The organism is Streptomyces sp. NPDC090045 (assembly GCF_044747975.1).
Classification (GTDB): Bacteria; Actinomycetota; Actinomycetes; order Streptomycetales; family Streptomycetaceae; genus Streptomyces.
On sequence record NZ_JBIVFA010000009.1, the window covers coordinates 212,141 to 238,192 of the forward strand.

Annotated in this window: 25 protein-coding genes; 15 read left to right on the forward strand and 10 right to left on the reverse strand. The window is 72.1% G+C overall.

What is annotated here, in order from left to right; genetic code table 11:
• Positions 1–115 precede the first annotated feature (115 nt).
• Positions 116–658: a DUF6368 family protein gene (locus tag ACIPYQ_RS24115; protein WP_401254675.1), complete on the forward strand. Its 543-nt coding sequence runs from the start codon at positions 116–118 to the stop codon at positions 656–658.
• A gap of 173 nt (positions 659–831) precedes the next feature.
• Positions 832–1,800: a Clp protease N-terminal domain-containing protein gene (locus ACIPYQ_RS24120; RefSeq protein WP_401254678.1), complete on the forward strand. Its 969-nt coding sequence runs from the start codon at positions 832–834 to the stop codon at positions 1,798–1,800.
• Positions 1,801–1,857: 57 nt separating this feature from the next.
• Here ACIPYQ_RS24120 and ACIPYQ_RS24125 read toward each other — a convergent pair whose 3' ends face one another.
• Both ACIPYQ_RS24125 and ACIPYQ_RS24130 read right to left on the reverse strand, forming a co-directional pair.
• On the reverse strand, positions 1,858–2,745 hold the full coding sequence (locus ACIPYQ_RS24125; protein ID WP_401254680.1) for a hypothetical protein: 888 nt from the start codon (positions 2,743–2,745) through the stop codon (positions 1,858–1,860).
• Between the two features lie 104 nt (positions 2,746–2,849).
• Positions 2,850–3,128, reverse strand: coding sequence for a hypothetical protein (locus tag ACIPYQ_RS24130; protein WP_401254683.1), 279 nt, complete (start codon positions 3,126–3,128; stop codon positions 2,850–2,852).
• Positions 3,129–3,323: 195 nt separating this feature from the next.
• Here ACIPYQ_RS24130 and ACIPYQ_RS24135 point away from each other — a divergent pair, with 195 nt between their 5' ends.
• From ACIPYQ_RS24135 to ACIPYQ_RS24145, 3 genes are read left to right on the forward strand one after another with little or no spacing between them, the layout of a single operon-like run.
• Positions 3,324–3,929: a hypothetical protein gene (locus ACIPYQ_RS24135; RefSeq protein ID WP_401254686.1), complete on the forward strand. Its 606-nt coding sequence runs from the start codon at positions 3,324–3,326 to the stop codon at positions 3,927–3,929.
• A 29-nt stretch (positions 3,930–3,958) separates the two neighbouring features.
• On the forward strand, positions 3,959–4,114 hold the full coding sequence (locus ACIPYQ_RS24140; protein WP_401254689.1) for a hypothetical protein: 156 nt from the start codon (positions 3,959–3,961) through the stop codon (positions 4,112–4,114).
• A gap of 2 nt (positions 4,115–4,116) precedes the next feature.
• Complete coding sequence (locus tag ACIPYQ_RS24145; protein WP_401254692.1) at positions 4,117–4,575, forward strand: hypothetical protein; 459 nt, start codon at positions 4,117–4,119, stop codon at positions 4,573–4,575.
• 374 nt (positions 4,576–4,949) lie between these two features.
• Here ACIPYQ_RS24145 and ACIPYQ_RS24150 read toward each other — a convergent pair whose 3' ends face one another.
• Complete coding sequence (locus ACIPYQ_RS24150) at positions 4,950–5,408, reverse strand: RICIN domain-containing protein (RefSeq protein WP_361759371.1); 459 nt, start codon at positions 5,406–5,408, stop codon at positions 4,950–4,952.
• A gap of 177 nt (positions 5,409–5,585) precedes the next feature.
• Between ACIPYQ_RS24150 and ACIPYQ_RS24155 the strand changes: the two genes are divergently transcribed.
• The 4 genes from ACIPYQ_RS24155 to ACIPYQ_RS24170 all read left to right on the forward strand — a co-directional run bounded on the left by ACIPYQ_RS24155 (position 5,586) and on the right by ACIPYQ_RS24170 (position 12,382).
• A complete protein-coding gene (locus ACIPYQ_RS24155; RefSeq protein WP_401254696.1) occupies positions 5,586–9,389 on the forward strand; it encodes a hypothetical protein in 3,804 nt (1,267 codons plus the stop codon).
• Positions 9,390–9,831: 442 nt separating this feature from the next.
• Complete coding sequence (locus ACIPYQ_RS24160) at positions 9,832–11,085, forward strand: hypothetical protein (protein WP_401254699.1); 1,254 nt, start codon at positions 9,832–9,834, stop codon at positions 11,083–11,085.
• A 20-nt stretch (positions 11,086–11,105) separates the two neighbouring features.
• Positions 11,106–11,966 carry an Fpg/Nei family DNA glycosylase gene (locus ACIPYQ_RS24165; protein ID WP_401254702.1) on the forward strand — a complete coding sequence of 287 codons (861 nt, stop codon included), beginning with the start codon at positions 11,106–11,108 and terminating at the stop codon, positions 11,964–11,966.
• Positions 11,967–11,992: 26 nt separating this feature from the next.
• Positions 11,993–12,382, forward strand: a complete 390-nt coding sequence (locus ACIPYQ_RS24170) for a hypothetical protein (protein ID WP_361759356.1) — start codon at positions 11,993–11,995, stop codon at positions 12,380–12,382.
• 5 nt (positions 12,383–12,387) lie between these two features.
• Here ACIPYQ_RS24170 and ACIPYQ_RS24175 read toward each other — a convergent pair whose 3' ends face one another.
• Both ACIPYQ_RS24175 and ACIPYQ_RS24180 read right to left on the reverse strand, forming a co-directional pair.
• Positions 12,388–12,888 carry a hypothetical protein gene (locus ACIPYQ_RS24175; RefSeq protein ID WP_361759354.1) on the reverse strand — a complete coding sequence of 167 codons (501 nt, stop codon included), beginning with the start codon at positions 12,886–12,888 and terminating at the stop codon, positions 12,388–12,390.
• Positions 12,889–13,096: 208 nt separating this feature from the next.
• Positions 13,097–13,636 carry a sigma-70 family RNA polymerase sigma factor gene (locus ACIPYQ_RS24180; protein WP_401254707.1) on the reverse strand — a complete coding sequence of 180 codons (540 nt, stop codon included), beginning with the start codon at positions 13,634–13,636 and terminating at the stop codon, positions 13,097–13,099.
• A 328-nt stretch (positions 13,637–13,964) separates the two neighbouring features.
• Between ACIPYQ_RS24180 and ACIPYQ_RS24185 the strand changes: the two genes are divergently transcribed.
• Together ACIPYQ_RS24185 and ACIPYQ_RS24190 are read left to right on the forward strand one after the other, a co-directional pair.
• Entirely contained in the window at positions 13,965–15,152 is a 1,188-nt protein-coding gene (locus ACIPYQ_RS24185) for a CapA family protein (protein ID WP_401254710.1), read from the forward strand.
• Positions 15,153–15,210: 58 nt separating this feature from the next.
• On the forward strand, positions 15,211–15,957 hold the full coding sequence (locus ACIPYQ_RS24190) for a class I SAM-dependent DNA methyltransferase (protein ID WP_401254712.1): 747 nt from the start codon (positions 15,211–15,213) through the stop codon (positions 15,955–15,957).
• A gap of 19 nt (positions 15,958–15,976) precedes the next feature.
• On the opposite strand, the gene ACIPYQ_RS24195 is transcribed toward ACIPYQ_RS24190, so the two are convergent.
• On the reverse strand, positions 15,977–16,438 hold the full coding sequence (locus ACIPYQ_RS24195) for a universal stress protein (protein ID WP_401254715.1): 462 nt from the start codon (positions 16,436–16,438) through the stop codon (positions 15,977–15,979).
• Positions 16,439–16,510: 72 nt separating this feature from the next.
• On the opposite strand from ACIPYQ_RS24195, the gene lysX reads away from it, so the two are divergent.
• The gene (lysX, locus tag ACIPYQ_RS24200; RefSeq protein WP_401254718.1) at positions 16,511–19,816 is read left to right on the forward strand and encodes a bifunctional lysylphosphatidylglycerol synthetase/lysine--tRNA ligase LysX; all 3,306 of its coding nucleotides are present in this window, start codon (positions 16,511–16,513) and stop codon (positions 19,814–19,816) included.
• Positions 19,817–19,907: 91 nt separating this feature from the next.
• Positions 19,908–20,822: a polysaccharide deacetylase family protein gene (locus tag ACIPYQ_RS24205; protein WP_361759336.1), complete on the forward strand. Its 915-nt coding sequence runs from the start codon at positions 19,908–19,910 to the stop codon at positions 20,820–20,822.
• A 27-nt stretch (positions 20,823–20,849) separates the two neighbouring features.
• Here the strand turns inward: ACIPYQ_RS24205 and ACIPYQ_RS24210 are convergent, their stop codons facing one another.
• Positions 20,850–21,512 carry a class F sortase gene (locus tag ACIPYQ_RS24210; protein WP_401254722.1) on the reverse strand — a complete coding sequence of 221 codons (663 nt, stop codon included), beginning with the start codon at positions 21,510–21,512 and terminating at the stop codon, positions 20,850–20,852.
• A gap of 365 nt (positions 21,513–21,877) precedes the next feature.
• Here ACIPYQ_RS24210 and ACIPYQ_RS24215 point away from each other — a divergent pair, with 365 nt between their 5' ends.
• Entirely contained in the window at positions 21,878–22,393 is a 516-nt protein-coding gene (locus tag ACIPYQ_RS24215) for a hypothetical protein (RefSeq protein ID WP_401254725.1), read from the forward strand.
• A 69-nt stretch (positions 22,394–22,462) separates the two neighbouring features.
• Here the strand turns inward: ACIPYQ_RS24215 and ACIPYQ_RS24220 are convergent, their stop codons facing one another.
• From ACIPYQ_RS24220 to ACIPYQ_RS24230, 3 genes are all read right to left on the reverse strand, one after another.
• A complete protein-coding gene (locus ACIPYQ_RS24220) occupies positions 22,463–23,059 on the reverse strand; it encodes a hypothetical protein (protein ID WP_361759327.1) in 597 nt (198 codons plus the stop codon).
• Between the two features lie 217 nt (positions 23,060–23,276).
• Positions 23,277–24,047: a hypothetical protein gene (locus tag ACIPYQ_RS24225; RefSeq protein WP_361759324.1), complete on the reverse strand. Its 771-nt coding sequence runs from the start codon at positions 24,045–24,047 to the stop codon at positions 23,277–23,279.
• A 32-nt stretch (positions 24,048–24,079) separates the two neighbouring features.
• On the reverse strand, positions 24,080–24,229 hold the full coding sequence (locus tag ACIPYQ_RS24230; RefSeq protein ID WP_401254728.1) for a hypothetical protein: 150 nt from the start codon (positions 24,227–24,229) through the stop codon (positions 24,080–24,082).
• A gap of 906 nt (positions 24,230–25,135) precedes the next feature.
• Between ACIPYQ_RS24230 and ACIPYQ_RS24235 the strand changes: the two genes are divergently transcribed.
• On the forward strand, positions 25,136–25,966 hold the full coding sequence (locus ACIPYQ_RS24235) for an SAM-dependent methyltransferase (protein ID WP_401255037.1): 831 nt from the start codon (positions 25,136–25,138) through the stop codon (positions 25,964–25,966).
• Positions 25,967–26,052: the final 86 nt, after the last annotated feature.

A 26,052-nucleotide genomic window follows, 5' to 3' on the forward strand; every position in this document is an offset into this window, starting at 1 on the left:
TCGTCCATGTCGGCGAGCCTGCCGCAGGGGTCTGACAGTCCAGGCTCGGCGTCTGCGGGTAGGGCAGCTGCGTAATCGGTTGGGGAGGGGAGCCCAGGCTGGCTAGGCTCTCGTCATGGGCGGACCGGTGTTGGTGATTGAGCTGGCGGGGCCCGTCCCACCTATGGCCATCCAGCGGCTCCGGGAACTCCTCGTCCGCTCCTCATCTCGCTTTGAAGAGAAGCGGGTCGGCGAGTACGACCTGAACATTCACGCGGAAGGCCTCGGCATCGCCGACACCGGAGGCACCGACGGACGTCGGCCTGTCATGGTCTCCCTCATGGGACCCGGCATCGGCGACGAGGCCATCTTCGAAGCCGAGCACGCCGACGAAGTCGACCAGGAGCCACTGATCGGCTTCACCCCGACCCACGCCGTCGACGTCATAGCGTTCTGCAACAGGCCGGTCGATCACGTCGTCACGGCCCTGCTCACCGCCGCTGTCATGGACGTGATCGGCGGCGTTGCCCATGCCGAACTTCTTGAGAATCAGATCCCGATCGTGACCGGCCTTCCAGGCATCGTCGCGACGGTGACGGATCCGTGGCCCGCCGCCTACGGCTCAGCAGAATTCCTCAGAGCGTGGGCTCGCCAGCCCGGCTTCCGGCTCCTGAAGTAGCCGCACGGCAGCCGGCTTTCAGGCCAGCAGCACGCACTTACCTGCTCGACGGGGGCGGCATCTCGGAAGGACCGCACCGCGAACTGGCCGGCTCGGCATCGGCGACTTTCGTCGCGCGGGCCTTCGACCTTCGGCTGATGCAACACCCCTGCGCCGTGGCCAGGATCTTCCGCATGACCTCAGACTTCCGCGCCGACCAGGCCCTCCTCACCGCCTTCGGCCCGGTCTACGCAAGGCGCCACGTCAGCACGCACACCCTGCTGGCCTGCATCGGCAAGGACAAGCGGGTTCAGGAGTGCCTCGCCCCGTACGACCTCACGACGCACGTGATCCGCCAGGGCGTCGGGGGGTTGGACGAGGAACCAGGAAAGGTCGAGGTTCCGTTGGCCGGGCAGGAGGACCGCTCGCTCGCGCTCAGCACGGCCGGGGCAGCGGCGCTCGCCCGGTGCCAGGAACAGCCGTCCGTGACCGGTCACGGCATCGAGCGCTCGCCGGCCGATCTGCTGGTGGCCATCCTGGACGACCCGTCCTGCGGGGCGGTGAGCTACCTGAACGGATGCGGGGTGGACATTGCTGCGCTGCAGCAGGCGGTGCGTTCGGGACGGGTCCCCGCCGTGGCGGACGCTGTCGCGCCGGAGCTGCGCTCCACGCGCGATGCCCTGGTGGGCCGCCGCCGCTACAAGCCCCGCGAGCTGGGGCAGTTCTGGACGACGCTGCTGGTCAGGGTGACGCCGTTCAACGTCGCGGCGCACCCGGTGCTGTGGGCACGCCTGGAGGCCGGGGAGCTTGCCGGACAGCACCGTGGGAGGGTCCGCACCGACGATGTCCTCCTGGGCCTGCTGCGGACGTACGCGGTCGCGCAGGCCTACCCGCACCTGACGAGACAGGCGAAAGCCGACTACGACGGGGGTCGGGTCCTGGTCGAGGCCGGGGTGGACCACCAACGGGTACGTGCGGTGATGGCGAGCACGGACCTCGGCCAGGACACGGTGCCGCCGCGCGAGCTGCTCAAGGACACGATGGCCGGCGGCACCTCCGCCCTGCTGGACCGGCTGCTCAGCGAGCCGGGAAACCGCAGCGCCCGACTGCTGGCGGCGCTCGACGTGGAGCCGGCCGCCCTTCGGCGCCCCGCTGGTGCCTGATCGCGGGGTGACCTGCACGCTTCGACGAGGTGCGCTTCACGCCGCTCCAGTGAGTGGTCACCCGACCGGTTTGGCCTGCGCGTTCTCGACGAAGGCGCGGATCATGCTCTCGATGTCCTGGGGGAACGCGGCATCGGAGGAGATCGGCCCGTACGTCAAGGTGAGGACGAACCTTCCCACTCGGACGATCATGTGCGACCCCTTGTTGCGGCCCACCGCGTATTCGCTCTGATAGCTCACGCGCTCGTCGCCGAGAGCCGCCATGGTCGTCTTCTTGAGTGCCAGCCCGTCGTTGTGTTCCAGCTGCCTGACCCTGAACTCGTACGTGAATTCCGCGTCTCTCGTTGACCCGCAGGCCTCGGCCCGGAAGGTCGCGAGATCTTCGTATTCGCCGGCGGCGGTGTAAGTGACGACCCCGGTGGCGCAGCCGCTTGTCGAGGCCGTCACCTTCGGAGGCAGGCGGACCTCCAGGCGCGACGGCACCTCGCCCTCTGTGGGAAGAACCTCCATGGCCTCACGCTCTGTAGGGAACGCAGCTCCTCCGTTCGTGGCCCCGGACGATGTACCGGCGCTTCCCGCACCGGCGCTCGGCCCGGTCGAGCCCGACGGCTGCGGCCCGGATCCCTCGCCGATCGGCCCCGAAGGCTTATTGCCGGGTGTTGCTCCGGTTGAGGCGGAGCGCGGCGAGCCGTCCGAGGTGAGGACCTGCACGGCCCCGTACGTGCCGAGCGTGACCAACGCGAGGACCAGCACCACCGCCGCGGCGATCAAGGCCCGGCCCCCGGGTGTGTTGTTGACGGTCAACGGACCGAGGGAGATGTGGCTGCCGGACACCCGGCTGCCCGTGATCACGACACTGCCGACATTCTGTGACGAAGGGGCCGATAAGTACACCATGAGTCGGCGTCCCCAGTCCGGATCCGCCTCGATCTCCTCACGCAGCACTTCCTGGGCTCCGTCCCGCGTCGCGGCGGTGCCCGGGTCCGCCTCGAGCCGCTCCAGGGCGGAGGTCCGGGCGGCGGCCGTTGGTGCCGGGCACTCGGGGAGGGTTAGGGAGCCGCCTGTCCAGTTCGATCCCGCTGCAGTGCGAGCCGTCCGAGCGGCTTGAGGTACTTGGTCATGTCCGGGGAGACCGGCATGGTGTCGCTGAGTACGAAAAGGGGCTCGCCGTCGAGGCTCCAGACATCGGGGTGGAGCCCGCCACTGTGGAAAGTGATCCCGTCCGACTCGTGCACCACCTCGACCGGCCGCCCGTCGTCGCCGAACTCGACGATGACACTCAGCCCCGCAGGGACCGTGTACTCGTTGGCCCAGGGCTCGAAGCACAAGCGCAACGGTTCCTCCCGGGCAACAACCATCAGCCGGGTCCTGCAGTCGGTTTGCTCCTGGCCCCCGTGTCCCACTGAATCCACCCATCGCCGAGCCGAAGTCCCCATCACCGTCCCTGGCATCCTTGCAGGGTCCGAGCCTGCGCAGGGCCTTGGGCCAAGGGGTGTCGGTCACGCGTACTACAGTCCCGGCTCGTGACCGACGCTGCCCACCGCACCGCTGCGGATGACGACGCGCTTCTGGAGAGGCTGCACGCCCTTGCGTGGGGTGCGGAAGACGTGGCGCCTACCCCGGGCTGCCTACCGGACCAGCCTTTTCCGCCGCTTGCGATGGCCGAAGTCGAGCGCGCGGAACGGACGCTCGGGTATCGGCTGCCCCGGTTGCTCCGGCGCCTCTACACCGAGATCGGTGACGGGGGGTTCGGACCGGAGGGCGGCCTTGCATCGCTGACGCCGCGCCGCGTTCCGCACTGGCAGGTACCGGACTGGCCGTGCGCGACGACCATGCACACCGATCGGCCGGGGTGGGGGGCGTCGGCGTCGTGGTTCTTCCTGACGGGTGCTGGCTGCACCATGGAGTGGTACGTCTCGCTGATTGCGGTTGATCACCCGGTGCTGCTCTGGGATGCCGACGGCTGGGTACCGGACCGGGGGCAGGATCCTCACGACGGCCTGCGGCACGCGATGCCGTCGCTGCGCCACTGGCTGTGGACGTGGGCGGACGGGGGCAACCTGTGGGATCAGGTGCTGGCACCACCCGACGCCGCTGCTGGCGATTTCAAGGACTGGATGCTCGACTGATGCTCGTTTTCGTGGAAGGAGGGCCCGAGATGCCCACGACACTGCCGGTGCCGATGCCGGAGGGCCGGCTCGTCGCTGCCACTCCGGAGGCCGCCCCGCACACCAAGGCTCAGCGCGACAGAGTCCTGGGAGAGTTCCAGGACTTCGTGCGCACGGTGCGCGCGGACACCGGGGCGGGGGTGTGACGATGGGCCGTCTCTGGGACAAGTGGACCGGCACCAAGTACCCCGACAGCGGTGTCAGACCCCTGCCCACCATCGAGCTCAGGGAGGCGCTGCTCGCGCTCAACGGCCGCAACGTGCCGTTCAGCGTGCGCCATGCCTTGCCCAAGGAGAAGGCCGACCTGGTGGCGGAGTGCGAGATTCCGAAGGCGAAGCTGAGGCTCAAGACCCGCATGCGCCTGGTGCCGGCGCAGCACGAGGTGCTCGTGCTGGAGGAGCGGTGGGAGCCGTCGCACGAATCGGGTCAGCAGTACGGCCGCGGGGGCTTCAAGGTGTACCGGCAGTGGGAGTTCCAGCGTGGTGCCGACGGCCGTCGGCACAAGGTCGAGACGTTGCGCTTCGACACGCGGGACGTGCGGGATCCTCTGCGCACCATGGTCCTCAACGCGGGATGGACCTGGCGCGGAGTGCTGTTCCGGTACTGACAAGGCCAGTCCGGTCCGCCCGGGCCTGGCTCCCTCCGGCTTGTCGGCGGTGGGTGAGCGCGGCGAGTCCCGCAGAGGAGGAGACCAGCAGTCTGCCTCCTGGTGTCACGGCCTGGCCTCCCGAGGCCCACGGGCCGTCCACCACCTGTCCGGCCGGCTCCCGACCGGCCAGGTCCCACCCCCGCATCGTGTCGTCCGAGCCCCCGGTGACGGCGATCGCACGGCCGTTCAGGACCGTGCTCGCCACCGCATTGACCCAGCGGTTGCACGCCACCCTGAAGCGGGCCACTGACAGCCGACTTCCCTTGGGCGCCTGCCCTGCTCGGCCCTGCCCTGCCCGGCCCGGCACGTGATGTGCCGGGCCGGGCGGGCGTTCAGAAGTCCCAGCTCTGGCTCCGCGCGCCGTTGCAGCTCCAGCTCACCAGGAGCTGGCCGATGTCAGGCCGGCCGGCCAGGATGTCGAGGCACTTCCCGTTCACCCGGTTACGGAGCTCGCTCCCGTTCCGGTACCACCTCTGGTGGAGACCGCCGTTGCAGTCCCACATGCTCACCGAGCCCTGGTCGCCCAGATGCGGGCCGTAGATCTCCAGGCACTTTCCGTTCATGCTGGAACGGATCTGCTCACCGTCCCAGTACCACTGCTGGTTGGTGCCGCCGTGGCAGTCCCACGTCACGGTGGAGGCGCCGTTCTCCTGATGGAACATGAAGATGTCGGCGCACCTTCCGTTCAGGTTGGACTTGAGCAGCGGCGCCGCGGCATAGGCGGGCGAACCCGTCAAGACAGGGCCGGCCAGCAGCCCGGTGATCGCCGCCAGCAGCATCAGTCGTCGCACGGACCTCATGATTTCCCCTTCCGATCGCTGTTGCGCGGTTGCGCTGGCCCTTGTCTAGCCGCCGGTCGTTGTCCGGCGCCGGAACGAGGATTCCGGACATCAAAAGCTGGACAAACACCACCCAACACGGCTGCGGAGAGACGCGCGAAGACGCGGAAGGACGCGGAGAGGAAGGCAATGCCACGCCCCGAACGCCCGCTCGACCTGGACTCCGGTCCGCTGACACGGTTTGCGGCAGACCTACGGAAGCTGCGCGAGGCGGCGGGACGGCCGCCCTACCGGGCACTGGCGAAACGGGCGCACTATTCGTCCACGACACTGTCGGACGCCGCGGGCGGACACACGTTTCCCAGCCTCGCCGTCACGCTCGCCTATGTCGAGGCGTGCCAGGGCGACCGCCGCGCGTGGGAAACCCGATGGCACGCGGTCGCTGCCGAGATCGCTGCCGCGCTCGCCGCCGAGATCGCGGCGAGCGCACCACGCGACGAGCCCGGGGAGACCAACCGCCAGAGCGCGCCGTACGCGGGGCTGTCGGCATTCCAACCGGAAGACGCCGATCGCTTCTTCGGGCGCGAGCGGTTGACCGGCGAGGTGCTCGCGAAGGTGCGCGACCGCCGCTTCCTGGCCGTCTTCGGGCCCTCCGGATCGGGGAAATCCTCCTTGCTGCGGGCGGGGCTCGTCGCCCGCACACGGGCGGCGGGGTCGCCGGTCATGCTGTTCACGCCGGGCCCGCATCCCGTGGAGGAGTGCGCGATCCACCTGGCCGCGGCGACGGGAGAGGCCCCCGGCGCGCTGGTGACCGAGCTGCTGGACGATCCCCTGGCGCTGCACCTGCGCATCCGGCAGGCCATGTTCGACCGGACACCGGACGTCGACACGCTGATCGTGGTCGACCAGTTCGAGGAGGTCTTCACCCTCTGCGGGGACCGCGACCAACGAGGCGCGTTCATCGCCCTGTTGCTCGCGGCCGCCACGGCGGCGACCAGCCGGACCCGGGTGGTACTCGGCGTGCGCGCCGATTTCTACGGCCACTGCGTCCAGGACTCCCGGCTGGTCGAGGCGATCCGCGACGCGCAGATCGCGGTCGGTCCGATGAGCAGCCAGGAGCTGCGCGAGGCCATCACCCGGCCGGCCGTGCTCGCCGACTGCACGGTGACCGGCCCGCTGCTGGCAGCCGTGGTCGCGGACGCGACCGGTCAGCCGGGCGCGTTGCCACTGGTGTCGCACGCGATGGTGGAGACCTGGCGCCGGCGCAGCGGCAGCCGCCTGACCCTGGAGGGCTATCTGGCGGCCGGCGGAATCCAGCACGCGCTCGCGCACACCGCGGAGGCCGCCTACGGGGCCCTGTCGCCGGTGCAGCAAGACCTCGCCAGGTCGCTGTTCCTGCGGCTGACCGCGCTGGGCGACGGTACGGAGGACACCAGGCGCCGGATCACCCGGGACGAGCTGGACCCGGGCCCCGACATCGTGCACGTGCTCGAATCCCTCGCCCGGCAACGGCTCGTGACGCTGGACGAGGGGTGCGTCGAGATCACCCACGAGGCGATCATCCGGTGCTGGCCGAGGCTGCGCGGCTGGCTGACCGAAGACCGGGACCGGCTGCTCCTGCACCGGCAGCTCACCGACGCGACCGCCGGCTGGGAGGTGCAGGACCGCGACCCGCACGCCTTGTACCGGGGTGCCCGCCTGGCCGCGGCGCTGGACCTGGCCGCCGCGGACGACACCCGGCTGACCTGCAAGGAACGGCGCTTCCTCGACGCGAGCCGGGAGGCGCAAGCCGGCGAGATCGCGGCGGTCAGGCGACGGACGGTCCGCCTGCGGCAGCTGGTCACGCTGCTCACCGTGCTGGTGGTGATCGCGGCGACCGCGGGCGGGCTGGCCGTCGACTCGCGCGACTCCGTCCTCCGGCAGCGCAACGTGGCCATCGCGCGGAAGGCCGCCGCGGACGCGGCCGAGGTGCGGCAGCACAACCCCTCGCTCGCCGCGCAGCTGAACCTGGCCGCGTACCGGCTGGCAGCCACCGGCGACGTCCGCGACCAGCTCATGAGCACCTTCGCGACGCCGTACACGAGTCGGCTCACCGGCCACACCTCCGACGTGGTCTCGGTCTCCTTCGCCCCGAAGAGCACGGTCCTGGCCACCGCGAGCTGGGACCGCACGGCCCGGCTGTGGGACGTCGGGGACGCCCACCACCCCGTACAGCTGGCCGTCGTGGACCAGCCGGAGCGGCTGATGTCGGTGGCCTTCGACGACGGCGGCCGGGTCCTGGCCACGGCGAGCGAACGCTCCGTACGGCTGTGGGACGTGACCGACCGGCGTGCGCCCGCCGAGCTGAGCACCCTGCCGGACCAGCACTCCGCGCCGACGTGGGTGGCGTACCGCCCAAGCGGCGGCCTCATCGCCACCGGTCACACCGACGGTGCGACGCGGCTGTGGAACGTGCACGATCCCCGCGAGCCGCGGCTGCTGGCCACCTTGCCCGGTCACTCCGCCACGGTCACCTCGGTGACGTTCAGCCCGGACAGCCGCACGGTGGCGACGACCGGCGACACCACCACCCGACTGTGGGATGTCGACGACCCCGCGCATCCGCTCCTCCTCGACGTCCTGCGCGGACACACCGACACCGTGACCTCGGCCGCCTTCAGCCCGGACGGCCGGACCGTGGCGACCGGGAGCTGGGACCGCACCGCACGGGTCTGGGACGTCTCCAGTAGCCGGCGAGCGCAGCCACTGGCCGTCCTGCCCGTCCATCCTGCGATCGTCTGGTCGGTGGCGTTCAGCCCGGACGGCGGCACGCTCGTCTCGGTCGGCGGGTCCACCCAGTTCTGGGATCTCGCCGCCCGGACCGCCCCGAAGCGGACCAGTACGCTTCAGGGCGGGTTCTACCAAGCCGCGTTCAGCCCGGACGGCCGCGTGCTCGCCACCTCCGACCGGCTCCTCGACCTGCGGGATCTGTCGCTCGCGACCCACGACGACGTGGTCACGTCCCTGGCGTTCGGCCCCGGCGGCCACCTGCTCGCCAGCGCCAGCTGGGACGGCACCGCACGGCTGTGGCAGGTCACCGGCGGCCGGGCGCTGTGGCCGCTGTCGGTCCTGCACGGGCACACCAGGTTCGTCCGGTGCGTGACGTTCAGTCCGGACGGGCGCACCCTCGTCACGGCGAGCGAGGACGGCACCGCCCGCGTCTGGGACGTGACCGATCCCCGCAAGCCCCGGCAGACATCGGTCATCAGCCCCGACGGCGGCGAAGTCGCCGGCACCGCCTTCGCCCCGGGCGGCCACCTGCTGGCCGTCTGGGCACAGGACACGGCCGGACTGTGGGACCTGACCGATCCCGGCAACCCCCGGCGCCTGAGCGGGATCGCCGAGGACGGGCCGCACGTCACGATGGCCTCGTTCCGGCCGGACGGCCGCACGCTGGTGACGAGCACCGGCGAGTCGGGTTCGCTGAGGTTCTGGGACGTCGGCGCACCGCGCAACCCCCGGGAATTGCCGTCCCCGTTCCGGTCCGATCCGCTGACCGGCGGCGTGTTCAGCCCCGACAACCGGAGGCTGGCCGCCTTCCACCGTACGGACAAGACGGTCTGGCTGATCGACGTCAGCGACATCAGCCACCCGGCGAAGGTGACGCAGCTGCCGGGGTCCGGCTCCTGGCTCTACACGGTGATCTTCGACGCGGACGGCCGCCGGCTGGCAGCCGGCGCCGCGGACGGCAAGGCGCTGCTCTGGGACCTGAGCGGTGCGGCCGCTCCCGCCGCCCTCACCGGCCACGCGAACCCCGTACCGGCCGTGGCGTTCAGCCCGGACGGCCACACCCTGGCCACCGGCGGCAACGACTTCACGATTCGGCTGCGGGACACGGGCCTGGACCGGGTCGCCACCCGCATCTGCGCCGGCGCGTACCCCCGGATCACCAGAGCCCAATGGGCCCAGTACTTCACGGCGGTCGACTTCAACCCACCCTGCCCCACCCCATGACGGCCGCCGGCCCCCCACGCGGGCACGCGGTACTCGTTCCTATTCCATGGACAACCTTTGGGCCCCGGTGAAAATGGCGCGGTGATGTCCGGCCCCGGCCGATGGGCCTGGGCCTACGTCATGGACGACTCGCCGTGGCCGGCCGAGCGGCACGAGTACGTCATGCGCCACTACGGAAGGTCCTTGCCGGAAGCCCATCGGCACCATGTGTTCGTCTTCCACGACGAGTTCATCGAAGCGATCGGCAGAGGACTCCGGCTGGACCGCGTCGATCGGGACGCCCTCGTGGCCAAGGGTCTTCGCACCTACCAGGACCGGTTCGGCCGATCACGTGCGGAGTCGAGGGTCGGAGCCCGGTGGCCGGTCCCGCGGAGCGCCAACCCGCGCCCAGACGCGGAAAGTCCGTTGCGGGGGGCCGCCCGGTCCGTGAGGATCGACGGCGATGACTATCGCCATGGAAGACGTCCGCCGGCTGCTCAAGGCAGGGGATCTGCCCGGAGCCGTGCGTTCTCTGCGCCCGCGCGCGGAGACCCTCCCCGTCGCCGAACTCGCCTCAGCCACAAGGGCCTTGGCCGAGAGTGCCGGCTTCACCGACCTGGCCGACGCCGCCGGGGCCGCCGCCGAGCGAGCCGGCGAACCGCAGGCCCTCTACGACCTCGGCTACGCCTGCGTGGAGCGCGGCGTCGCCTTCCTGGCCGTCGCGCCCCTGCGCGAGGCGCTCCGGCTGCTTCCCGACTCGCGGCCGCTCCTCGCCGAGCTGGTCTCCGCCCTGGAGGACGAGCACCGCCACACCGAGGCCGCCGCGCTGCTCTCCGGCCGCGGCGACCGGCTGCCCGCCTGGCCCGAGACGTACCTGCTGGTCCACCACACCCTGCTGGCCGGGGACCTGGACGCCGCGGAGCGGCTGCTGCACGACCTGCCCGCCCCCGAGGACCCCCAGTGGTCGGGCGCGCGCGAGCGCCAGGCGCGCCAGGTGCTGCGCAGTGGCCGGTCCCGAAGGGCCCAAGAGGCCGCGGGGCACTCCGATCCGCTCGGCGCGGCCGACCTGCGCGGCTGGCACTACGGGCTCACCGGCGGCCTGCTCGGCACCCTGTCCCCGTACGGCTGGGACGCCGGGATGACCGGCCGGTACGCCTACCTCGGCGACAGCCCCGAACAGTGCCGCCGCGGCCTGGCCCGGCTCGCGCAAGCGCTGGAGGCCGCCGGGCGCACCCCCGCCACCGTCTCGCTGCTCCCCGGCCGGTCCGACCGGATCCTCGGGCTCGCCGCCGCCCGCGTGCTCGGGCTGCCCGCCGTCCCGTACGAACCCAACCGCGGCGACACCCTCGTCGTCGCCTACGACCTGAACGCGGCCGACCAGGAACTCGTGCGCACGCTGCGGGAGCGCGCCGACGGCCAGATCCTCCACGAGCACGCCACCTGCTGGACCGATCCGCCCGCGGTGAGCGCCGACTCCAGCGCGCTGCTCTGCCAGTACGTCGCCCCGCCGTGGCAGGACGACGACCGGCCCGAGGCGGAGATCGCCGCCGGGATCGCCGCGGCCGACCCGGCCCCGGACGAGGGCGACGGTGCCACCCCGGCCGACCCGGACGAGGCCTTCCGGGCGTTCGTGACGGGGGTCCGCACCGGGTGGCTCTCGGCGCCCCGCGACCGGGTCGCGTCACCGGGGCCCGTGCCCAGCTCGCGTTTCGCCTGAGGCGGCGGCAGGCTGGACCCATGCCGGAACTGCCCGAGGTCGAGGCCCTGCGGGAGTACCTCGACGAGCACCTCACCGGGCGGGTGGTCCAGCGCGTCCTCCCGCTCGCCGTCAGCGTGCTCAAGACGTACGACCCGCCGCTGTCCGCCCTCGAAGGACAGCCGGCCGGCGCCACCGCCCGGTACGGCAAGTTCCTGGCCCTGCGGATCGGCGGGCTCCACCTCGTCACCCACCTGGCCCGGGCCGGCTGGCTGCGCTGGCAGGACACCCTGCCCGCGCAGCCGCCGCGCCCCGGCAAGGGGCCGCTCGCGCTGCGCGTCGTACTGGAGGGCGGCGGCGGCTTCGACCTCACCGAGGCCGGGACCCAGAAGCGCCTCGCCGTCTACGTGGTCCACGACCCCCGGGAGGTCCCCGGCATCGCCCGCCTCGGCCCCGACCCGCTGGCCGAGGACTTCGACCGGGACGCCTTCGCCGCACTGCTCGACGGGGAACGGCGCCAGATCAAGGGCGTGCTGCGCGACCAGAGCGTCCTCGCGGGCATCGGCAACGCGTACAGCGACGAGATCCTGCACGCGGCGAAGGTCTCCCCCTTCAAGCTGGCCGCCTCGTTCGACGACGACCAGGTGACCCACCTCTACGAGGCCGTGCGCACCACCCTGGGCGAGGCCGTCGCCCGGGCGCACGGCGTGGCCGCCGGCGCGCTCAAGGCCGAGAAGAAGAGCGGGCTGCGCGTGCACGGCCGGGACGGGGAGCCGTGCCCGGTGTGCGGGGACACCGTGCGCTCGGTGTCCTTCGCCGACTCCTCGCTCCAGTACTGCCCCACCTGCCAGACCGGCGGCAAGCCGCTGGCCGACCGGCGGCTGTCACGTCTCCTCAAATAGCGGGGCGCTGCGTAGACTCCCACGCCATGGCGGAGGAGCAGCAGCAGGCGCCGCCCCGGCGCGAGATCGTCACCGGGGTGCCGCGGGGCGCCCGGCGCCGGCCGCCCGCACATGCCCCGGCCCGCTCGGAGATATCCGAGCAGACCACCCTGGGGGCCACCTACGTACGGGCGCTGATGCGCAGCCAGCTGCGCGCCGGGCTGGGGGCGCTGGCGGCGCTCGCGGCGCTGGTCGGGACGCTGCCGCTGGTGTTCGTACTGCCGCGGGCCGCTTCGGGGCCGCTGGTGTGGGCGGCGCTCGGCCTGCTGGTGTATCCGGTGATGTGGCTCATCGCCCGGTGGTACGTCACCCGGGCGGAGCGCAACGAGGCCGATTTCACCGGCCTGGTGACGGACCCCGCCGAACGTTCCCCGTAGCGGCGTCAGAACAGGTGCATCGCCAAGTGGCCCAGCGGCAGCCCGAGTTGCCAGGCCGGGGTCCACACCCGCGCGTTCTCGTCCAGTCCCGGCGGGGTGTCGGCGTGGCCGTGCCGGCCGGGGTCGAGATTGGTGGCGAAGAGCTCGGTGCGGTCCAGCCAGCGCCACGCCGCCCGGGCCAGCTCCAGGTCGGGGTCCTCACCGCGGTCGCGCTCCCTGGCCTCCTCGCCCAGCGCGAGGAACCGCGTGTGCACCCAGTCGCGCCAGGGGTGTCCGTACGCCGTCAGCGACATCCACTCGTCGAGCTGCGAGACCACGCGGATCCCGGAGAGCTCGCCGGCGGCGTCCGAGAGGTAGATCGTCAGGGCGAGCGTGTCGCGTCCGGCCCGGAACTCCAGGGTGCTGACCGGGATCAGCCGGCCCGTACGCAGCAGTTCGTCCGCGATGTATTCGGCGTAGAGCCAGGCCATGGGCACCGCGAGCCCGCCGTCACTGGTGCCGTTCATACCCTCGGGCTGCACCGTTCCACCTTCTCCCACGCGTCGTGCGCGTCGTCGTCGTCAGTCCCGAGCCTTCACCGCGCGGCTCACGCAGCGGGGGATGTTTACGCAACTTGGACGCACTTATGCCCAAATCCCTGCGTTTTTTGTCCGGTCCGCGTCCCTTCACGGCCTTCCCGGACCCGTTGCCCCGAAGTCCGCACGCGCCGGAACCTCACGCTCCGAGGCCGTAGCCGTACCCCTGGAGTCCCTTCCGCAGGGCGCGAAGGGCGTAGTACGTACGGGACTTGACGGTGCCGGCCGGGATGCCGAGTTCGGCGGCGGCCTCCGCCACCGACCGGTCCCGGAAGTAGACCTGCATCAGCACCTCGCGGTGCTCCTGCCCCAGGGACCCCACGGCCCGCCGGACGTCGATCGCCGTGACCGATCCGGCCACCGCGTCGTCGGGGGCGGGCGCCTGCTCCAGTCCCTCCGCCTCCACCTCCAGCGGCCGTGACAGCCGGGCCCGGCGGGCGTCGATGGCGAGCCGCCGGGCCACCGTGAACAGCCACGGCCGCATGGACTCGTGCCCGCTCGCCAGGGCCTCCGGGTGCTGCCAGACCCGTACGAGGGTCTCCTGTACGAGGTCCTCCGCGCGCTGGGCGTCCCCCGCGGTGAGGCCGAGCAGGAAACCGAACAGGGCCCGCCCGTGATCGCGCTGGAGTTCGGCCAGCGCCTCGGGGTCCGTGTGCGGGAGGGCGGGGGAGAGCGGCACGAGGGGCTCCTTCCGAGATGCGTGGGGGCTGCCGGGGGTCCGTACGGGGTCCGCAGGGGAGGCGTCGCGTCCACCCTGACCTGCGGCGAGCCGCCCGGGAACCGTCCCGCCGCGGCGATGCGCCCAAGGCACCGGGTCGTCCGCCGGGCGGCCGTGGCGGGCGGTGAACGGTCGAACGGCGCGGCGAACGGCAGGAGGCGCCGCGGGTGTCCGCCGTTGGGGTGGGCCCGGTGCCCGTGTCCGGATCCGCTCCTTGACTTGCGGCGTCGACTTCTATGGATTGCAGGTGATCGGATATCAGATAGTCGTACTAATGAGAGCTGGGTAGATGACCAAGCGAACCCTGCCCCAGGCGGTCGCCCTCCTGTCGGCCCTCCTCCTGTCCGCGGCCGCCGCCGGATGCTCGGGCAGCGGCGCCCCCGCACCCGCCCGCCTCGGGAACAGCGACGGACCGGCCCCCTCCAGCGCCGCCGGATCCCCGGCCGGCCAGGGCTTCACCCTGGTCGCGAGCGGGGACGTACTGCCGCACAACTCCGTCATCCAGCGCGCGTCGAACGACGCGGGCGGCGACGGCTACGATTTCAAGCCGATGTTCTCCGGGGTCAAGCCCGTGGTCTCCGCGGCCGACCTGGCCCTCTGCCACATGGAGACCATCTACGGGGAGGAGGGCGGACCGTTCTCCGGCTACCCGGCCTTCAAGTCCCCGCCGGAGGTCGCCGACGGGCTGAAGGACGCCGGATACGACGGCTGCTCGACGGCCTCGAACCACACCCTCGACGACGGGGCCGCGGGGCTGCGCCGCACGCTGGACCGCTTCGACAAGGTCGGGCTGAAGCACGCCGGTTCGGCCCGTACGGCGGCCGAGGCGGCCACGGTGACCACGTACACGGCGGGCTCCGCCAAGGTGGCGCACCTCGCGTACACCTACGACACCAACGGCTACCCGCTGCCCGAGGGCCAGCCGTGGGCGGTCAACCTGATGAAGCAGGACAAGATCATCGCGGATGCGCGGGCCGCCCGGAAGGCGGGCGCGGACGTGGTGCTGGTGAGCGTGCACTGGGGCACGGAGTGGCAGACCGAACCGGACGAGACCCAGCTCTCGCTCGGCAAGGCGCTGACCGCCTCGCAGAGCGGCGGCCGGCCGGACATCGACATGATCCTCGGCACGCACGCGCACATCCCGCAGCCCTACGAGAAGGTCAACGGGACCTGGATCATCTACGGCATGGGCGACCAGGTCGCGGGCGAGATGTTCAACTACACGGGCGCTCGCGACATGCGGGGCAACTACGGCTCGATCGGCCGCTTCACCTTCGCCCCGCCTGCCGCCGCCGGGCAGCGCTGGCAGGTCACCAAGGCCGAGTTCGTGCCGCAGATGATGGACCTGTCCGCCGGCCGGGTCGTCAACCTCGCACGGCCCTCCGACCGGGACGACCACGAGAGCGCCCGGGAGGAGATCATCGAGGCCGTGCTCAGCCGGGGCGCCGCCAAGGACGGCCTCACCCTCGCCCAGTAGGAGGGGGGGAAGCAAATGCGTCGACAGCGCCCCTCGGCACCCGGCAGAGTGGCCGCCCGTGACGAGCAGTGAGCTGTGGACCCGTGAGACCGCCGACCGCTACGACGCCGAGGAGGCCGGGACCTCCTCGGCCGCCGTTCTCGGACCGACCCTCGCCTTCCTCGCCGAGCTCGCCGGAGACGGCCGGGCACTGGAGTTCGCCATCGGGACCGGACGGGTGGGCGTCCCGCTCCGGGAACGCGGCGTGCCGGTGGTGGGCATCGAACTGTCCGAGCACATGGCAGGGGTGCTGCGGCGCAAGATCGACGAGGGCACGCTCCCGGTGGTCATCGGGGACATGGCCACCACCGTCGTCCCCGGCGAGTTCACCCTTGTCTATCTCGTCTACAACACCATCACGAACCTGCTCACGCAGGACGAGCAGGTCGAGTGCTTCCGCAACGCCGCACGTCATCTGGCGCCCGGCGGCCGGTTCGTCATCGAGCTGGGGGTGCCGCCGCTGCGGTTCCTGCCGCCCGGCCAGGTCGCGGTGCCGTTCGACGTCTCCGAGCAGCATCTCGGCTTCGACACCTTCGACCTCGTCGAGCAGATTCTCGTCTCGCACCACTTCACCCGCGAGGGCGAAGGCGAGGACGGCCGCTACCGCCGCGACCACTCCCGGCACCGCTACGCCTGGCCGGCAGAGCTCGACCTGATGGCACGGATCGCCGGGCTCGAGCGGGAACGCCGCGTCGCGGACTGGGACGGGGCGCCGTTCACCCAGGACTCCGCGAAGCACATCTCCGTGTGGCGCAAGCCGGCCTGAGGCCGGTTCCCGGGCCGTTCTACGGGACGACGGTCACCGGCCAGCGGCCCGCCTTGACCAGGCGGATCGCCACCGAGCCCACGATGCGGTGGCCGGCCTGCTCGGAGGCGCCGACCACCACCGCGTCCGCCATCAGCTCCTCCGCCGCGCTCACCAGCCCGGTGTATGCATCGCCGCGGAAGGTGTGGAACTGCCAGCGCACCTCGTAGACGCCCTTGAGCCGCTCCGCCGACGCGCGGATCTCGGCCACCAGGCCCTCCGCGATCTCCCCGGTGGTGTCGGCCACGGGCGCGCCCAGCGCCGCCCCGGCCGGCATCACCGGCTGGACGTACACCAGCGCCAGCAGCGCGTTCTGCCGCCGGGCCAGCCCCGCCGCGTAGGCCGCCGCCCGCAGTGAGGACTCGGACCCGTCGACCCCGGCCAGGATCACCTTCGGTCCGTCGGTACCGCGTTCGAATCCCGTGTTCACGTACTCCGTCACCCTGCCGAGGTTAGGCGATGCCCCGTTCCGCTCGGCGCGCGCACCGGCGCGGCCCTCCCTACAGTGCGAACCATGAGTGCCACCGTGGAGGAGACGCGCGGGACCCGGAACCGCTTCCTGAACCGGGTGCCGGACGGGTTCGGCGCGTTCTTCGGGGCCCTCGGCCTGCTGTGCGCGCTGCTCTCGCTCTCCCCGACGCTGCGGCGGCTCCTGCGCCACGTCGTGCGGTTCCTCGACCTGATCGTCGTCCCGGTCAGCGCGAACCTCGCCTACGCCGTGTTCCTCTTCCTCCTCGCCGCGGCCCTCGGCACCCGCAAGAAGGTCGCCTGGTGGATCGTCATCACCTATTTGGCCCTGCTGATCCTCGACGACGTGCTGGACATGGCCGTCGGCGACTACTGGATCGGCGTCCCCTCCATGGCCATCGCCGTCGCCGCCATGGCCGTGCTGATCGCCGCCCGCGACGAGTTCTACGCCGCCTCCCGGCCCGGGGCCCTGTGGCACGCCCTGTTCGTGCTGGGCCTCGGCCTGCTCGCCGCCGTCCTCGTGGGCTGGGGGCTCGTCGCCCTCTTCCCCGGCACGCTGCCCAAGGGCCAGTGGCTGGACTGGGCCGCCAAGGAGGTCTTCGGCGGCCTCTTCTCCGCCCGCCAGTTCGACGGCCGCCCGCCCCGCCCGCTCTCCTTCCTGCTCGGCCTCTTCGGCGCCCTCGCCCTGCTGAACGCGGCCGCCACCCTCTTCCGCTCCCAGCGGCTGACCGCCGCCCTGCACGGGGACGAGGAACCCCGCATCCGCGCCCTCCTCGGCGCCTACGGACGCAACGACTCGCTCGGCTACTTCGCCACCCGGCGCGACAAGGCCGTGGTCTTCGCCCCCAACGGCAAGGCCGGCGTCACCTACCGCGTCGAAGCCGGCGTCTGCCTCGCCAGCGGGGACCCGGTGGGCGACCCCGCCGCCTGGACCCCGGCCGTCGACGCCTGGCTGACCGTGGCCCGCCGCTACGGCTGGCAGCCCGCCGTCATGGGCGCCTCCGAGGACGGCGCCACCGCCTACGCCCGCTCCGGACTCAGCGCCCTGCAGCTCGGCGACGAGGCCATCCTGCAGGTCGCCCACTTCGACCTCGACGGCCGGGACATGCGCGTCACCCGCCAGGCCGTCAACCGGGTCAAGCGGGCCGGTGCCACCACCCTCATCCGCCGCCACTCGGCCCTCTCCGAGGACGAGATGCAGACCATCGTCGACCGGGCGGACCGCTGGCGGGACACCGAGACCGAACGCGGCTTCTCCATGGCCCTGGACCGGCTCGGCGACCCCGCCGACGGGGACTGCCTGCTGGTCGAGGCCTTCGACGCGCAGGGCGAGCTGATCGCCCTGCTCTCCTTCGTCCCCTGGGGCAAGGACGGCATCTCCCTCGACCTGATGCGCCGTGACCGCACCGCACCGAACGGGGTCATGGAGTTCATGGTCGCCCAGCTGTGCGCCGCGGCCCCCGGCCTGGGCGTCCGGCGGATCTCCCTGAACTTCGCCGTCTTCCGCTCCGCCTTCGAGGAGGGCGGCCGGATCGGCGCCGGCCCCGTCCTCAAACTGTGGCGCAGACTGCTGCTGTTCTTCTCCCGCTGGTGGCAGCTTGAGGCGCTGTACCGCTCGAACGTCAAGTACGGGCCCGAGTGGTACCCCCGCTTCCTCTGCTACCAGGACGCCGGCTCGCTCGCCCGGGTCAGCCTCGCCTCCGGCATCGCCGAGGGCTTCGTCTCCGTACCCAGCCTGCGCACCCTGTGGGGCAACGCCCACCCCAAGGGACTCACCAACCCCGTCACCACCGAAGGGCTGCCCTCCATCGACTCCCTGGGGCTGGACGCGGTGGGGGAGGAGGGCGGGGGCCTCGCCGCCGCCGAGCGGCTGCCCGAGCAGGTCCGCGTCCGCCACGCCAAACTGGAACGCATCCGGGCGGCCGGCACCGACCCCTACCCGGTGGGAATCCGCCCGCGCACCCACACCACCGCCCAGCTGAAGGCCGCCCACCCGGGCCTCCCGCCCGGCGCCCGGTCCGGCGAACAGGCCACCCTCGCCGGGCGCGTGATGGTCGTACGCGACCTGGGCGGCGTGGTCTTCGCCGTCCTGCGCGACTGGTCAGGGGACATACAGCTGATCCTGACCCGCGACGAATCCGGGAGCGAGGTGCTGGACTCCTTCACCTCCCAGGTCGACTTCGGCGACCAGGTCCTCGTGAGCGGCGAGGCCGGTGTCAGCAAGGCCGGCGAGCCCTCCCTCCTGGTCCGGTCCTGGCAGCTCACCGGCAAGTGCCTGCGCCCCCTGCCCGACAAGCGCAAGGGACTCGCCGACCCCGAGGCCCGGGTCCGGCGCCGCTACCTCGACCTCGTCGCGAGCCCCGAGGCACGGGACGTCGTACGGGCCCGGTCCAGTGCCGTCCAGGCCCTGCGCCAAGGGCTGCTGGAGCGCGGCTACCTGGAGGTCGAGACCCCGATGCTCCAGCAGATCCACGGCGGCGCCAACGCCCGGCCCTTCCGCACCCACATCAACGCCTACGACCTCGACCTGTACCTGCGCATCGCACCCGAGCTGTACCTCAAGCGGCTGTGCGTCGGCGGCATGGAGAAGGTCTTCGAGATGGGCCGCACCTTCCGCAACGAAGGCGTCTCCTACAAGCACAACCCCGAATTCACCATGCTGGAGGCCTACCAGGCCTTCGCCGACTACGACGTGATGCTCGACCTCACGCGCGAACTGATCCAGGGCGCCGCCACCGCCGCCTTCGGCTCCCCGATCGCCCACAAGGCGGGTGCGGACGGGAAGCTCCTCGTCCACGACATCTCCGGACCCTGGCCGGTCAAGACCATGTACGGGGCCATCGGCGAGGCCCTCGGCGAGGAGGTCGACGCCGACACCGAGGAGCACGTCCTGCGCAGGCTGTGCGACCGGGCCGCCGTTCCGCACGCCCCCGAGGACACCCGCGGCGACGTGGTCCTGGAGATGTACGAACGGCTGGTGGAGGAGAAGACCGAACTGCCCACCTTCTACAAGGACTTCCCCACGGACGTCTCCCCGCTCACCCGCCAGCACCGCAAGGACCCGCGGCTCGCCGAGCGCTGGGACCTGGTCGCCTTCGGCACCGAACTGGGCACCGCGTACTCGGAGCTGACCGACCCCGTCGAGCAGCGGCGCCGGCTCACCGCCCAGTCCCTGCTCGCGGCCGGCGGCGACCCGGAAGCCATGGAGCTCGACAACGACTTCCTGGACGCGCTGGAGTACGCGATGCCGCCGACGGGCGGCCTGGGCATCGGGGTGGACCGGCTGGTCATGTTCCTCACGGGCCTGACGATCCGCGAGACCCTCCCGTTCCCCCTGGTGCGGCGCGGCTGACCGGCCGCCCGGCTGGTCCGGGCGGGTGACGGGGACGAGGCGCGTCCGCGCCTCTCGACATCCGCGGCGATGTCGTTGATACGTAGTAATAATGAAAAATGACGAGCCGACAGTAGGGCGGCGCGCGCTCCTGCGTACCGCCGTCTTCCTCGGGGTCGCGGCCGCCGCCGGCCTGGTCTCCTCGGGCGGCGAGGGCGGCACGCCCGGTACGCCCGGCGTGCCGCGGGCGGGCGGTGCCGGCGGTGCTCCGGGTGGCGCCGCCGGGCCGGGCCCGAATCCCGCGGCGGGAGCACCGGGGGCCGCCTTCCCCCAGGGACTGCCCGAGAAGTCCTACCGGCTGCGCCCCATGACCGCCGACGCCCCCGCCCGGCAGGGCACCGCGAAGCCGGCCGTCCGGACCCGGCCCATTCTGGAGCTCCCGGCCGACGCGACCACGGCGAGCGCCATGGTCCTCACCTTCGACGACGGCCCCGATCCCCGCTACACCCCGGGCATCCTCGACACCCTCGCCCGGTACGGCGTACGCGCCATGTTCTTCGTCTGCGGGGAGATGGCCGCGGAGCACCCGGACCTGCTGCGCCGGATGGTCGCCGAAGGGCACGTCATCGGCAACCACACCTGGACCCACCCGCTCATCCCCAAGCTCAGCCGGCCCGCCCTCGCCTCCGAGATCGGCCGCACGAGCGAGGTCGTCCAGCAGACCGTCGGCGAGGCGCCGGTGTGGTTCCGGGCGCCGTACGGGGCGTGGAACCGGGCCGCCTTCGAGATCGGGGCCGAGCTGGGCATGGAGCCGCTCGCCTGGACCGTGGACACCCTGGACTGGAAGGAACCCGGGACCGGCACGATCATCTCCCGGGTCCTCGGCGGCGCGGGACCCGGCGTGATCGTCCTGTCGCACGACGCGGGCGGCAACCGCTCGCAGAGCGTCCAGGCGATCTCCTCGTACCTGCCCCAACTGCTGGCGCGGGGCTACCGGATGACCCTTCCGACGCTGCCGCCCCGCTGAGCGGGGCCGGTCCGGGCCGGTGAGGACTCAGCGGGCCTCCACCATGCGGGCGAAGACGACCACGTTGCCGTCGTAGCCCCGGGCCTTCGAGTAGCCGCCGCCGCACGTGATCACCCGGAGTTCCGGGTGCCCGGTGTCCCCGTACACCCGGGCTCCGGGGAAGGCCTCCTTGGAGAACACCTCCACGCCGTAGACCTCGAACACGGCCGTGCGCCCGTCGTACCGCTGCACCTCGATGCGGTTGCCCTGCTTGACCGAGCCCAGGCCGTAGAAGACCGCCGGGCCCTGCGCGTTGTCCACGTGGCCCACGATCACCGCCGAGCCGCGCTGGCCCGGCGAGATGCCGTTCAGGTACCAGCCGGCGAGATTGCGGTCCTGCGGCGGCGGAGCGTCGATCCAGCCCTGTGCGTCCAGCCCGACCGTCATCACCGGCGCGTCCACGTTGATCGTGGGAATCCGGATGCGCTGCACCGACGAGTGCTCCAGCACCTCCATGCCCGCGGGCGGCAGCGGCGGATTCGCCGGCAGCTGGTCGGCCGTCACCGCCACGGCCGAGGCCGCGGTGGGCTGGGGCGGTCCGCCGCCGACGTCCACCCCGTTCCGCACCATGGCGAGGCCGGTGAGCATGACCAGGGCGAGTACGCCCCACGGTGAGCGTTTGCGTGACTGCCCGGTCTCGTCCTCGCCCATCGTTCTCCCTTCCCGACGCGGGGGTCCCGACCCGCGTTCCTGTCCCGCCCCTGTACGCCCTACCTCACGCACGCTAAGTGCGAGTCGGCGGGACGGCGAGGGGGAAGGTGCGAACGGGTGGCCGCGGCGCCGGAGGGGGCCGGAAGAGGTGCGCCCATCCAGGTAATCGTCACATAAATGCCTGACGGGTCGTGACCTGCGGATCCGTCAGCTCCGTCGTCCGCGCTTCGGCGTGTCGCTCAACCGGGCGGCCCAAAGCCGGAAATGCGGAGCTTGCGGGGCCACCGGAGGGTTCGACGTGGGAGGCGTTCTCGTCGATCATCCGGGGCCGACGCTCCGGGGCGCTTCCCGCTGGAGGTTCCACCATGCGTGTCTTGCGCGCTCTTACCGTGACGGCGGCAGCCTGCGCCGCGATCGGCCTCAGTGTCCCGTTCGCCTCCGCGAACCAGAACCCCGGTGGTCAGGGCGGGAACGGCGGCGGCGGTCCCAGCAACATCTCGGTCAACCCGTATTCCGTGCACCAGGGATCCACGATGCAGGTGAGCGCGGCGGGTTGCGGACACGGCGGTACCGTCACCTCGCACGGAAACTTTCCGCCGGCCAACCTGTCCGCCGGGTCGATCGGCTTCGCGAACGTCCGGATCTTCAACCACGCCTCGCCCGGCCACCACACGCTGTCGGTCCGGTGCAACGACAACCCCCTGGTCGCCACGCACCGCTTCACCATCCTCGAAGGCAACCCCTCGCAGGGCGGCATCGGCGGATCCTTCGGCCCGTCCACCGCCGAGACCGCCATCGGCGCGAGCCTCGTCGGCGCCGCGGCGCTCGGCGCGGGGGCCCACGTGGTGCGCCGTCGCCGTCCGCTCCGCAGCCGGGCCTGACCGGACCGCCTCCCCGGTCAGGCGGTCCCCGCCCGTGTTCCCGGAAGCGGGGGACACGGGCGGGTTTCTTCAGTGGCCGCGGCCCGAGCCCCTGCGGCGCAGGGCGTACGCGGTGCCGGCCGCGGCGGCGAGGAAGAGGCCGGCGCCGGCGCCGAGCTCCACCGGATCCATGCCGGCCACACTGCCGCCGAGGCCGCCGCGGACGCCTCGGGCGGAATTGGCGACGGTGGCGTTCGTGGGATTGACGGCCCTCGTGGCGGTGATGGTGGCGGTCCGCGTGGAACTCGTGGTCGGCCGGGTCGTGCCGCCGGCGATCGTCAGGTCGGCCGACCCGGTCTCCCCGTTGCAGGTGAAGGAGACGGAGTAGACGGCCCCGCGCCGGGCGTCCCGGTCCACGTTGACCCGCACGGTCTGCCCGCGCGCGATGCTCACGGTGTCGAATACCCCGGAGGATGCGGTGGAGTAGGCGGCGTTGCAGCCGCTGACCGCGAGCACCGTCTGACCGCCCGGGGCCACGGTGGAGGGGGTGAGCGTGAAGCCGAACGAGGTGACCTGCCGGGCCTCGGCCGCGGCCGCGCCGGACGCGCCGAGGGCGCCGAGCGCGAGTACGGCGCCCGTGGCGCCGGCGCTGAGCAGAACGATGGCGGAGCTGCGTATCGCACCCATGCTTGAGTCTCCGGATCCCCGAGGAGCAGCCGCGGAACGGTTTCCGCACGTGGGGGGTCGTGCGCCTCGATGTCCGCCACGCTAGGTGCGGGTGCGGTGACCCGCGATCAGGAACGGGCGAATGGGGCATGGCCGTAGGCCGAACCGGGGACGGGAGGCCCGTCCCCGGTTTGCCGGGCGGCGGCCGGCCGCCTGCCTGCCGCCTGCCGGACGGCTGTCAGCCGCCGAGGTCCAGGTGCGGGAACTGCGCGAGGAAGGGTTCGGCGGTGGCCGCGATGCCCCGCCCGAAGGGCGCGTCGAAGTCCCAGATCAGGAACAGCAGGAACGCGATGAGCGCGCTGAACAGGCCGGCCAGCAGCAGCTCCCGGAACGACCGCCTGATCTGCAGCGTGAAGATCAGCCCCACCGTCACCAGGGCGCCCGCGATCAGGCCGAACCACACCACGCCCGGCATCGTGGCCCCGGCGCTCTGGCCGCGGGCACTGCGGGCGTCGTCCGCCACCGCGACCTGGTCGACCAGCGGCTGGTACGCCTGCCCCTCGTGGTCGGTCTGCGGCTCGTAGTCGGTGACGTCCCGGCGGATACGTTCCAGCAGCTCACCGCCGCGGTCCGTGAGGACGCCGTGGTCGGCCATCTCCTTCCACTCGGTGTCCACCACGTACGTCACGTACGCGTCGACGTCGGACCGGATCTTCTTGCGCACCTCGGCCGGGTAGACCTCGGAGCGGACACTGATCTCGTGCAGGGCCTGCGCCTCCTGGCGCACGTACTCCTGGGCGGCGCCGCGCCCCTCCCAGACTCCCGCGATCGCCAGGCCCAGCACGATCGCGTAGATCACGCCGATCATCATCGTCATGTACTCGATGACGTCCGGGGTTTCGTTCGGATCGTCGTCCTCGCCGATCCTGCGGTGATTGAAGAAGGCGATGGACAGCACCACGGCACAGGCCGCGGCCATCGCGAGGGACAGGACGAGCCATTCCGACAAGATGACTCCCGATCGGTTTCAGGTGGGGCTGGCTAGCGCGGGCGCAGCGCGACGATCGCGAGCACCGCGGGAGCCGCGGTCAGCAGGGTGAAGGTCACCGGCGAGATGCGGTGCTCCACCGGTTTGCGGGCCGGCGCGTGGTACGCCGGGCGGGCCACCGGCTTCGGCGGTGGTGGAGTCACCACGGGGGCGGGTGGGGGAGGTGCGGGAGCCTTGGCCGCGCGGGGCGGCTGGGGCGCCGGTTTCGGCGGTGGTGGTGGGGGAATGACGGGCTTGGGTACGGGTTTGGGCGCCGGCTTGGGCGGCGGAGGCGGGGCGGGCGTGGGCGTGGGTTTGGGCGGTGGCGGAGGGGGCGGCGGCTCGGGCGGCGGCGTGGGCTTCGGCGGAGGCGGCGGGGGTGGCGGCGGCTTCGGCGGGCACGGCGGTGGCGGAGGCGGCGGCGGGCAGTGGGGACCGCCGTGACGGCCCCCGCCGTGATCGCCCCCACGGCCCCCGCCGTGCTCCCTTCCGTGCTCCCTTCCGCGGTCCTTTTCACGGTCCCTTCCGTGGCCGGAGCCGCGGTCGGCACCGTGATGTCCGCCACCCGAACCGCCTCCGCGGCCGCCTCCGCCGGCCACCGCGACCACCACGGTGGCGGTCGCGGCGTCGCCGGAGCAGGTCGTCGCGTAGGCGCAGCTATCAGCCACGGCCGGTGCGGCGGCCAGGGCCGCCCACAGCAGGACCGGGACCGCCAGCAGACGCTGGGCACAGGCTCTGTTCACCCGGGGAGCATGGGCTCGCGCGCGCCCGCGCACGCGAGGCTCGGCCCCGGTTCGCCCGAACGGGTGGAGCCGCGACCCGTGAGGTTTGAGCCAGTCATGGGACGGTCCCGCAGCGAGCCCGATCACCCGCCGGTCAATTCTCAAAAGGGATTTGTCGGTATCGGTCATTCGCCCCACGGGGCGCGCCGGACGCCTTTGGTGTGTGACGAAGAACGGATCGCCAATTTCCGCTTTTGCTCGCCCTGTTGGGCAATGATCAGTACATTCGGCTCGGACAGGAGTCCGACCTCGGACGGACCGCCGCAGGAACAACGCTTGGAGACCCCGATGGAGCGCCCCGCCTGGGCCCCGCCAGGTATCGACATATCGGTGCCGAGCGTGTCCCGCATCTACGATTACTACCTGGGCGGGTCCCACAATTTCGAGGTCGACCGCCAGGCGGCCCGCCGCGCCATGGAATTCATGCCGGGACTGCCCAAGATCATGCAGGCCAACCGGGCATTCATGCGCCGCGCCGTCCGGCACGCCGTGGCCGAGGGCGTCACGCAGTTCCTCGACATCGGCTCCGGCATCCCCACCTTCGGCAATGTCCACGAGGTCGCCCAGGCCGCCAGCCCCGAGGCCCGCGTGGTCTACGTCGACCACGACCCGGTGGCCGTCGCGCACAGCCGGGCCGTCCTCGACGGGGACGACCGCACCGACATCGTCGCCGCCGACCTGCGCAAGCCCAAGGAGATCCTGGCCGCCCCCGAGGTCGGCCGGCTGCTCGACCTCGAACGCCCGGTCGCCCTGCTGCTCGTCGCCGTCCTGCACTTCCTGGAGGACTCGGACGACCCGTACGCCGCCGTCGCCGGACTGCGCGACGCCCTGGCCCCCGGCAGCCTGCTGATCCTCACGCACGCCTCGTACGAGGGGATCCCGCTCACGGAGGAGGTCGCGGGCGGCGTCGTCGACGTCTACCGGGACATCCGCAACCCGCTCGTCATGCGCACCGGGCAGCAGATCGCCGGCTTCTTCGACGGCTTCGAGCTGCTGGAACCCGGACTGGTCTCCATGCCCGACTGGCGCCCGGACCGCCCCGGCGGCGAGGCGGAGGGCGAGACGCCGGAGGACCCGTACGCCTTTTCCGGCTTCGGCGGAGTGGGACGCAAGGCGTGAGACTTCCGGCACAGACCGCGGGCGCGCCGGACGTTGCCGTGGCGTCCGCCCTCGCTCCGGCCGCGGTACCGGCCGCAGCGCCACCG